Annotated in this window: 7 protein-coding genes and 2 riboswitches; of the genes, 4 read left to right on the top strand and 3 right to left on the bottom strand. The window is 64.2% G+C overall.

Going from position 1 to position 9,371, the window contains the following annotated elements:
* Positions 1 to 17: 17 nt before the first annotated feature.
* From HBR93_RS11510 to cobW, 3 genes are read right to left on the bottom strand one after another with little or no spacing between them, the layout of a single operon-like run.
* Positions 18 to 1,016, bottom strand: a complete 999-nt coding sequence (locus HBR93_RS11510; protein WP_115128301.1) for an AAA family ATPase — start codon at positions 1,014 to 1,016, stop codon at positions 18 to 20.
* The gene (gene cobN / locus HBR93_RS11515; protein ID WP_169960357.1) at positions 1,016 to 4,777 is read right to left on the bottom strand and encodes a cobaltochelatase subunit CobN; all 3,762 of its coding nucleotides are present in this window, start codon (positions 4,775 to 4,777) and stop codon (positions 1,016 to 1,018) included. Before cobN ends, HBR93_RS11510 begins: the two co-directional genes overlap by 1 nt.
* Positions 4,778 to 4,779: 2 nt before the next feature.
* Positions 4,780 to 5,841 carry a cobalamin biosynthesis protein CobW gene (gene cobW / locus HBR93_RS11520; protein WP_057436756.1) on the bottom strand — a complete coding sequence of 354 codons (1,062 nt, stop codon included), beginning with the start codon at positions 5,839 to 5,841 and terminating at the stop codon, positions 4,780 to 4,782.
* 92 nt (positions 5,842 to 5,933) lie between these two features.
* Positions 5,934 to 6,134: riboswitch (cobalamin riboswitch) on the bottom strand.
* 88 nt (positions 6,135 to 6,222) lie between these two features.
* Positions 6,223 to 6,430, top strand: a riboswitch (cobalamin riboswitch).
* A gap of 95 nt (positions 6,431 to 6,525) precedes the next feature.
* Between cobW and HBR93_RS11525 the strand changes: the two genes are divergently transcribed.
* The 4 genes from HBR93_RS11525 (at position 6,526) to cobM (ending at position 8,664) form a co-directional block, all read left to right on the top strand.
* Positions 6,526 to 6,714 (top strand): CbtB domain-containing protein, encoded by a 189-nt coding sequence (locus tag HBR93_RS11525; RefSeq protein WP_057436758.1) that lies wholly within the window; start codon positions 6,526 to 6,528, stop codon positions 6,712 to 6,714.
* A gap of 11 nt (positions 6,715 to 6,725) precedes the next feature.
* Complete coding sequence (locus HBR93_RS11530) at positions 6,726 to 7,427, top strand: CbtA family protein (protein WP_128593044.1); 702 nt, start codon at positions 6,726 to 6,728, stop codon at positions 7,425 to 7,427.
* Positions 7,424 to 7,837: a cobalamin biosynthesis protein gene (locus HBR93_RS11535; protein ID WP_057959412.1), complete on the top strand. Its 414-nt coding sequence runs from the start codon at positions 7,424 to 7,426 to the stop codon at positions 7,835 to 7,837. Before HBR93_RS11530 ends, HBR93_RS11535 begins: the two co-directional genes overlap by 4 nt.
* 80 nt (positions 7,838 to 7,917) lie before the next feature.
* Positions 7,918 to 8,664: a precorrin-4 C(11)-methyltransferase gene (cobM, locus tag HBR93_RS11540; protein ID WP_169960358.1), complete on the top strand. Its 747-nt coding sequence runs from the start codon at positions 7,918 to 7,920 to the stop codon at positions 8,662 to 8,664.
* Positions 8,665 to 9,371 lie beyond the last annotated feature (707 nt).

Consider the following 9,371-nt stretch of genomic DNA (forward strand, 5'->3'; position numbering starts at 1 on the left):
AGGTCGGGGGCGAATGCCTAGGGCTTTTTTGGCCAGGTGGGTATTTCACGGCGGGCACCCGTTACTTGTGTAGACGGAGGCATTTCACCCCACTGTCCCTGGCCGCTGCTGGGGTCAGTGGGTTTGGGCGCCGGCGCATTTTCCGGCGGGTGGGCGGCAGATGAATGCTCCTGGCGACGATGGCGCAGGGCAAATTCGGCAACGGCCTCTATATCCTCTTCAGCGATGGCCGCAGCCCCACGCCACGCCGCATGGGCCCGCGCCCCGCGCAACCACACCAGATCGGCGCGCAGGCCATCCACACCAGCGGCAAAGCAGCGCTCGGTAATCTGCGCCAGGGCCTGGTCATCCAGGGCGATGCTTTCCAGGCGTGCACGGGCCTGGGTGCAACGCGCACGCAGCGCCGCTTGCTGGTCAGCCCACTGCGCACAGAACGCCCCAGGATCACTATCGAAATCCAGGCGCCGACGGATGATCTGCCCGCGCTCGGTCGGCAAAGTCTGCCCGCTCAATGCCACGTTGAAACCGAACCGATCCAGCAACTGCGGACGCAATTCACCCTCTTCCGGGTTCATCGTGCCGATCAGCACAAAACGCGCCGAGTGCCGGTGGGATATACCGTCGCGCTCGATCAGGTTGGTGCCACTGGCGGCTACATCCAATAGCAGGTCCACCAGATGATCAGGCAGTAGATTGACCTCATCCACATACAGTACCCCGCCATCGGCCTTGGCCAGCACCCCAGGGGAAAACTGCGCACGGCCTTCGCTCAGCGCCGCATCCAGGTCCAGAGTGCCTACCAAACGCTCTTCGGTGGCGCCCAACGGCAAGGTGACGAATTGCCCGCTGGCCAACAGGTCCGCCAGGCCGCGGGCCAGGGTAGACTTGGCCATGCCGCGCGGGCCTTCGATCAGCACGCCACCGATCTTCGGGTCGATGGCGGTCAGGCACAGGGCAAGCTTCAGGTCGTCGGCACCGACCACTGCCGACAGTGGGAAATGGGGGATGTCAGTCATCAACTGTCTTCTTCTATGTCCAGCAACAGGTTTTCCAATGCCTCGCGGTACGCCCCCGGTGCCTGCCACATACCGCGCTGCTGGGCTTCCAGCATGCGCTCGGTCATGTCGCGCAAGGCCGCGAGGTTGTGCTGTTGCACAAACGCCCGGGTGTCGGGGTCGAGCAGGTAGGCATCGGCCAGCAATGCATATTGGTGGTCGTCGATCAGCGCCGTGGTCGCGTCGAAGGCGAACAGATTGTCCACCGTCGCCGCCATCTCGAACGCACCTTTATAGCCGTGGCGCTTGACCCCTTCGATCCACTTGGGGTTGGCGGCGCGGGAACGGATCACCCGGTTCAGCTCCTCCTTCAGCGTGCGGATTTTCGGCAAGTCCGGCTGGCTATGATCGCCATGGTAGCTGGCGGCCTTGGCGCCACTGAGGGTTTCCACGGCGGCGAGCATACCGCCCTGGAATTGGTAATAGTCATTGGAGTCGAGCAAGTCGTGCTCGTGGTTATCCTGGTTCTGCAGCACGGCCTGCACCTGGCTCAGGCGCTGGGCGAACTGTTCACGGGCGGCGGTGCCTTCATCCGCACCGCCATAGGCGTAGCCCCCCCAATTCAGGTAGACCTCGGCCAGGTCTTCGCGGCTTTGCCACAGGCGACCGTCAATCGCGCCCTGCACACCCGCGCCATAGGCCCCAGGCTTGGCGCCGAAAATGCGCCAGCCGGCCTGCTTGGCCGCAGCCTCTTCATCCAGGCCCGACTTGCGCAGCGCCTCGCGCTCGCTGCGCACCTTGGCCGCCAGGGGGTTCAGGTCGTCCGGCTCATCCAGCGCCGCGACCGCCTGCACCGCAGCATCGAACAGGCGGATCAGGTTGGCGAACGCATCGCGGAAGAACCCCGACACCCGCAGCGTGACGTCAACTCGCGGGCGGTCGAGCAAGCTGATGGGCAATATCTCAAAATCATCGACACGCTGGCTGCCCGTGGCCCACACCGGACGCACGCCCATCAGTGCCATGGCCTGGGCGATATCGTCACCGCCGGTGCGCATGGTCGCGGTGCCCCACACGGAAAGCCCCAACTGACGCAGATGGTCACCATGGTCCTGCAGGTGCCGCTCAAGCATCAGGTTTGCGGATTGGAAGCCGATACGCCAGGCAGTCGTGGTAGGCAGGTTACGCACGTCGACGGTGAAGAAATTGCGCCCGGTCGGCAGCACATCCAGGCGCCCACGACTCGGCGCACCACTGGGACCCGCCGGCACGAAACGACCGCTCAACGCCTCCAGCAAGCCATGCATTTCCGCTGGGCCACAGGCATCCAGGCGCGGTGCGACGACGATGCGCAGGCTTTCGATCACCGATTTCACCTCCTCCCAGCCCGGCTCCTCAAGCTGTTCGAGCGGACCTTCCAGCGCCTGTTCGATCAACCGCGCCGCATACAGCTCCAGGCGCTCGCGAGTATCGCCAGCGGTACGCCACAACTGCCCGTCGATCTTCTGCAGCACCTCGGGGCGGCGCCCGGTCCAGGGTTCGGCCAGCGCGCAGTCCAGCGGGTCAAAGCCCAGCTCAAAGGCCTTGGCCAATACCCGCAGCAGGCTTGATTGCGGACCCCGCCCATCGCCACGCGGAATGCGCAGCAGGGCCAGCAAGGTGTCGATACGCAGGCGACCTTCGGGCGACTCGCCAAAGATATGCAGGCCGTCGCGGATCTGCGACTCCTTCAGATCGCACAGGTAGGTGTCCAGGCGCGGCAGCCAGACGGCAGCGTCAGCCTCGTTATCCAGTTCCAGCTCTTGATCGATGCGGGTTTCGCGCACCAGCTTGAGGATGTCCTTTTGCAGCTCCAGGGCGCGGCGCGGGTCGAGCAACTGCGCCTCGTAATACTCATCCGCCAACAGTTCCAGATTGCGCAATGGGCCATAGGTTTCGGCACGGGTCAGCGGCGGCATCAAATGGTCGATGATCACCGCCTGGGTCCGGCGCTTGGCCTGGGCACCCTCGCCCGGATCATTGACGATAAACGGATAGATGTTCGGCAGCGGTCCCAGCAATGCATCTGGCCAGCAGTTCTCGGACAGCCCGACGCCTTTACCCGGCAGCCATTCCAGGTTGCCGTGCTTGCCGACGTGGATCACGCCATGGGCGCCGTAGGTGTGGCGCAGCCAGAAATAGAACGCCAGGTAAGCGTGGGGCGGCACCAGGTCCGGGTCGTGGTACACCGCGCTGGCATCCACCTGGTAGCCCCGCGCCGGCTGGATGCCGACAAAGGTCAGGCCCAGGCGCAGGCCGGCGATCATCATGCGCCCGTCGCGGCACATCGGATCGTTATGAGGCGTGCCCCAGCGTTCCAGCACGGCCTGGCGGTTGGCCTCGGGCAAGCGATTGAACATCGCCTGGTATTCGTCCAGGCCCAGGCTTTGATGGCAGGGGCGCAGGTCGAGGCTGTCCAGGTCGTTGGTGACACCGCCGAGCAGGTCATGGATCAGCGCAGTGCCGCTGGCCGGCAATGCATCCGGCAGCGGATAACCCTCGGCCTGCAGGGCCCGCAGGATATTCAAGGCCGCGGCCGGGGTGTCCAGGCCCACGCCATTACCGATGCGCCCATCACGGGTCGGGTAGTTGGCGAGGATCAGCGCAATGCGCTTGTTGGCATGCGGCACCCGTGCCAGCTCGACCCAGCGCCGCGCCAGTTCGGCGACAAAGTCCATGCGCTCGGGGGCCGCGCGGTAGCACACCACGTCCGATTGGCTGCGCTCGCTGCGCCAGGCCAGGTCCTTGAAGCTGATCGGGCGGCTGATGATGCGCCCGTCCAGCTCCGGCAAAGCAATATGCATCGCCAGGTCACGCGGGCCGAGGCCCTGCTCGCTGGCTTCCCAGCCGGGCTGGTTGTCCTGGGCGCAGATCGCCTGGATCACCGGGATATTGCGGCGAAACGGCCGCAGATGGGGCGCTTCGGGGCTGGATTGGGCAAAGCCGGTGGTGTTCAGAATCACCGCCGCCCCGACCTCATCCAGCAAATCCTCGACCACTGTCAGGCAGCCGGGCTCTTTCAGGCTGGCCACCGCCATCGGCAGCGGGTTAAGGCCCGCCGCCTGCAAGCGTTGGCAGAACACATCAATAAAACCGGTATTGGCCGCCTGCAAGTGCGAGCGGTAGAACAGCACCGCTGCCACCGGCCAATCGGCGTTCCAGTCCGCCTGCCAGTCATTGAGACGCGCATTGGCGGCGCGCGGGTGATAGATTGCGGTGCGCGGCAGAGTTTGCGGCTCGGCCCACGGGTAATCGCGGCCCAGGAAGCTACTGGCCAGGCAACGATAGAAATCCAGCGCATTCCCCAGCCCGCCCTGGCGCAGAAAGTGCCACAGGCGGTCACGCTCCACCACACCCACGGTGCTCAGGCCGCTGAGTTCGGGATCGGGGCGATCATCCCCCGGCACCAGGATCAACTGCACGCCCTGCTCGGCCAGCTCCACCAGGCGTTGGATGCCGTAGCGCCAATAGCCGATGCCGCCGTGCAGGGATATCAGGATGACCTTGGCGTGGCGCAGCACCTCATCCACATACAGGTCCACCGAGGCGTGGTTCTGCACCTGCATCGGGTTGGCCAGGCGCAGGCTCGGGTAGTCGTCGGGCAGTTGCTGGGCGGCTTCGGCCAGCAACGCCAGGCTGGAATCGCCGCTGCACAGGATCACCAGCTCGGCGGGGGTTTGTCCCAGGTCGGCGATGTTGTCATCGGAGACGAAGCCACCGGGCTGGGTCCTGAGCAGGTGCATGGTTAAACGCTGAGCGCGGCGCGCAATTGCGCTTCAAGGCCCGCCGCATCCAGGTCCTGGCCGATCAGCACCAACCGTGTGATGCGCGCTTCGTCGGCGCCCCAGGCCCGGTCGAAATGCTTGTCGAAGCGCGTGCCCACACCTTGGATCAACAGGCGCATCGGCTTGTTGGGGATTGCGGCGAAGCCTTTGACCCGCAGGATGCCGTGCTGCACCACCAATTGCGTCAGGGCGTCCAGCAGCAGCGCTTCATCAGCCTGTGGCAGGTCGATGGAGATGGAGTCAAACGCATCGTGATCGTGGTCGTCTTCACCTTCGTGGTGATGATCGTGATGGCTATGGCGCCCGTCGATATGCTCCTCGGAGCCGGCACCCAGGCCAATCAGCACATCCAGAGGCAGGCGGCCGCTGCTGGCTTCGACGATTTTCACTGCTGGCGGCAGTTCTTCGGCGACTTCCAGGCGTACACGGGCCAGGTCTTCAGGGCTGATCAGGTCGGTTTTGTTGAGGATCACCAGGTCGGCGCTGGCCAGTTGGTCGGCGAACAACTCGTGCAGTGGCGATTCGTGGTCCAGGTTCGGGTCCAGTTTGCGCTGGGCGTCGACCTGGTCCGGGAACGCGGCGAAGGTGCCAGCGGCCACGGCCGGGCTGTCGACCACGGTGATCACCGCGTCAACCGTGCAGGCGCTGCGGATTTCCGGCCACTGGAAGGCCTGGACCAGGGGCTTGGGCAGCGCCAGGCCAGAGGTTTCGATGAGGATATGGTCGAGGTCGCCACGACGGGCCACCAGTTCGCGCATCACTGGGAAGAACTCTTCCTGCACGGTGCAGCACAGGCAGCCGTTGGCCAGTTCATACACGCGGCCGCTGGCTTCTTCTTCGGTGCAACCGATGGAGCACTGCTTGAGGATCTCGCCGTCGATACCCAGTTCGCCGAATTCGTTGACGATCACAGCAATGCGCCGACCCTGGGCGTTGTCCAGCATGTGGCGCAGCAAGGTGGTTTTGCCCGAGCCGAGAAAGCCGGTGACGATAGTGACGGGGAGTTTGGCCAGTGTTTTCATCGGATGCCCTTTGGGGCGGGCATACGGGACGACTGGCCCTGCGGCGGCGCGCAGGTGCTGGATTCGTCACCGGATCACCCCGCCCGGTTGAAATGGAAAATCGGTTGCGAGGCAGGTCTCCTGGCTTGGGGCTTGCCGGCCTTGCGGCTGGCGCTGGCTGCGCCTTCCCGCCGTATTGGCAGTGGCGTGGCAGTCAGATAAACCCTTTACAGTTGCGGGGGCAGCCGCGGCTTGGACCGCGTTCCCTTCTTAGCTTCGACCGCAGCCGAAGAACCTCGAAGGTGCAAGGCTACGCAGTGCTTGAGGGACGGTCAATTCAAAACCATGCGAAGAGCCGCAGTGCCCAGCTACAGATTGACGACCGTCCCGCGCCCATGCTCTCCTACACATCTTGTTTCGGGTGCCCTTTACAGGGTGAAACGGGAAACCGGTCAATCATGCATGCATGACCAATCCGGTGCTGCCCCCGCAACGGTAAGCGAGCGAAGCGTCACAGCCACTGTGCTTTTGGCATGGGAAGGCGATGCTTTCAGGACTCAGAAGAGCCCCCTCGCAAGCCCGGAGACCGGCCCGAAAAATCAAATAACAAACCCGCGGTGGGCGGGCGCTGTTCAGAACCCTGCGTGCCCGGCTCGCGGGGTTTTCATGCGCTCGTGTCACCCTGCCACTCGAAAGGGACGTGCCATGTCGATCATCAGTAGCACCTCACACACCGCCAGCCGCTCCGCCACCTTGAGCCAACGCCTGACCGCCGCTATCGGCGCGTCGATCCTCGGTGCGTGCCTGGTGTATTTCGCCGGGTTCTCCCATATCGAGGCCGTGCACAACGCCGCCCACGATACGCGCCACAGCGCCGCCTTCCCGTGCCATTGAGACCTGCAACCATGATCAAGCGAATTGCGCAAACCGCAGGTTTCACCGGCCTGTTGGCCGCCCTGCTGCTGACCCTGCTGCAAAGTTTCTGGGTGGCTCCGCTGATTCTGCAGGCGGAAACCTACGAAAACGCCCCGGCCACGACCGAAGTGCATGAGCATGCGCCTGGTGCTGCGGCCCACAGCCACGACGCCGAGGCCTGGGAACCGGAAGACGGCTGGCAGCGCGTGCTGTCCACCACCGGCGCTAACCTGGTGGTCGCCGTAGGTTTTGCGCTGATGCTCGCCGGCCTGTACACCCTGCGCGCTCCGACCCGCACCGCCCAGGGCCTGCTCTGGGGCCTGGCCGGTTACGCCACCTTTGTGCTGGCACCGACCCTCGGCCTGCCACCGGAACTGCCCGGCACCGCTGCGGCGGACCTGGCGCAACGGCAGATCTGGTGGATCGGCGCGGCAGCCTCCACCGCCGCCGGTATCGCGTTGATTGTGTTTGGTCGCAACTGGCTGCTGAAGATCCTCGGCGTGGCGATCCTGGCGGTGCCCCATGTGATTGGCGCGCCACAGCCCGAAGTGCACTCGATGCTCGCCCCGCAGGCCCTGGAAGCGCAGTTCAAGATCGCGTCGCAGCTGACCAACGTTGCGTTCTGGCTGGCCCTGGGCCTGATCAGCGCCTGGTTGTTCCGGCGCAATCGCGACGACCAGCACTCGGCATGACAGCAGCCACCACCGCGCCGACCCTGGTGGTCGGCCTGGGTTGTCAGCGTGGCTGCAGCGTCGCGGCGCTATTGGCGCTGTTCAATGAAGCCTTGGCTGGCGCGGGAATCGACCCTCGGCACATCAGCGCACTGGCGAGTATCGACCGTAAACAGGATGAGCCAGGGTTACTGGCCCTGGCCGAACACTTGAGGTTGCCACTGCAGTTTTTCAGTGCCGAGCAGCTGGCGATCCACGAAGCGCAATTGAGCCACCGCTCTGCTGTCGCGTTTGCCCATACCGGCTGCCACGGCATCGCCGAAAGCGCCGCCCTGGCCCTGGCCGAGCACTTGGCCCAGCGCCCTGCCCGCCTGTTGATCAACCGCCAGAAAAGCCCGCAAGCCACCTTTGCATTGGCGTGCGCGGGCTGAATTCCCGATAATCCGCTTCCTTGATCATGAGCGGTCTTCATCTGCAGCCCGCCTCGCCGGCTTTTTCACAGGAATCCTCCATGACCGTCTACTTCATCGGCGCAGGCCCCGGCGACCCGGAACTGATCACCGTCAAAGGCCAGCGGCTGATCCGCAGTTGCCCGGTAATTATCTACGCCGGCTCTCTGGTGCCGGCCGCCGTGCTTGAAGGCCATCAGGCCGAAACCCTGGTCAACAGCGCCGAACTGCACCTGGAGCAGATCATTGAGTTGATCAAGCATGCCCATGAACAGGGCCAGGACGTGGCGCGGGTGCATTCTGGCGATCCGAGCCTGTATGGCGCGATTGGCGAGCAAATCCGCCATTTGCGCGCACTGGGGATTCCCTTCCAGATCATTCCCGGCGTCACCGCCGTGGCCGCCTGTGCCGCGTTGCTGGAGGCGGAGCTGACCTTACCGGATATCGCCCAAAGCGTGATCCTGACCCGCTATGCCGATAAAACCACGATGCCTGCGGGGGAGTCCTTCGACAGCCTGGCCAGCCACGGCACTACCATGGCCGTGCATCTGGGGGTCAATCACCTGGAGAACATCGTCGCCGAGCTGCTGCCGCATTACGGTGCAGATTGCCCGATTGCCGTGGTACACCGGGCGACCTGGCCGGATCAGGATTGGGCGATTGGCACCTTGGCGGATATTGTCAGCAAAGTGGCAGCCAAGGGGTTCAGGCGCACCGCGCTGATTGTGGTGGGGCGGGTGCTGGCCAGTGACAGCTTCAGCGAATCCTCGCTGTATCGCGCAGGGCACGCCCACCTCTACCGACCCTGACAGTGTGGGAGCTGGATTGCCTGCGATAGAGGTGTGTCAGGCAAGTATTCCTAACCTGATATACCGCCATCGCGGCATGAGTATCTACACCACTCTTTTCTGGGTTTGTATACATATCCGTTGCTGCGGTCACGGCCACTTAGGGTTCCGCCCTTACGGCGGGTCACTTTTGGAAAAGAGCCCCAAAAGTAACCAAAAGGGCTCTTGCCCCACCACTCGGTGCCTCGCCTAGGCTCGGCATGCCCGCAGTCAGGCATTGCTCCGTGGGCCCGCCGCGATCGGCCATCCCTGGCCGTGTCGCGGCTACCCCGGCATCCATGCCGGGTTGCCCACTGCGCAATACCTGCCTGCGGCCATCGTGGTTTAACGGGGCGCCCAAGATCAAGATCAAAAGCAGAGCAACAGCAAAGCCGGGGCGCGAAGCTGCATTCTCCCCTGTGGGAGCTGGCTTGCCTGCGAAGGCGGTGTATCAGCCAATACATTTATCGACTGAGACACCGCCTTCGCAGGCAAGCCAGCTCCCACAGGAATCCGCGTACGCCACGACGATCAGGTCGGCTGTCAGGCCGCCTCGCTTTGATTTTGATCTTAGGCGCCCCGTTAAACCACGCTGGCCGTCATCCGATATTGATTTGGGGGGTAACCCGGCAGGACGCCGGGTTAGCCGCGCTGGGCCATGGATGGCCCATCGCGGCGGCCCCCCAAAT

The organism is Pseudomonas sp. WS 5411 (assembly GCF_012985595.1).
GTDB classification, from domain to species: domain Bacteria; phylum Pseudomonadota; class Gammaproteobacteria; order Pseudomonadales; family Pseudomonadaceae; genus Aquipseudomonas; species Aquipseudomonas shahriarae.

Coding starts and splice junctions, on each gene's coding strand:
- HBR93_RS11510 (WP_115128301.1), bottom strand. CDS start 1,016: ATGACTGACATCCCCCATTTCCCACTGTCGGCAGTGGTCGGTGCCGAC.
- cobN (WP_169960357.1), bottom strand. CDS start 4,777: ATGCACCTGCTCAGGACCCAGCCCGGTGGCTTCGTCTCCGATGACAAC.
- cobW (WP_057436756.1), bottom strand. CDS start 5,841: ATGAAAACACTGGCCAAACTCCCCGTCACTATCGTCACCGGCTTTCTC.
- HBR93_RS11525 (WP_057436758.1), top strand. CDS start 6,526: ATGTCGATCATCAGTAGCACCTCACACACCGCCAGCCGCTCCGCCACC.
- HBR93_RS11530 (WP_128593044.1), top strand. CDS start 6,726: ATGATCAAGCGAATTGCGCAAACCGCAGGTTTCACCGGCCTGTTGGCC.
- HBR93_RS11535 (WP_057959412.1), top strand. CDS start 7,424: ATGACAGCAGCCACCACCGCGCCGACCCTGGTGGTCGGCCTGGGTTGT.
- cobM (WP_169960358.1), top strand. CDS start 7,918: ATGACCGTCTACTTCATCGGCGCAGGCCCCGGCGACCCGGAACTGATC.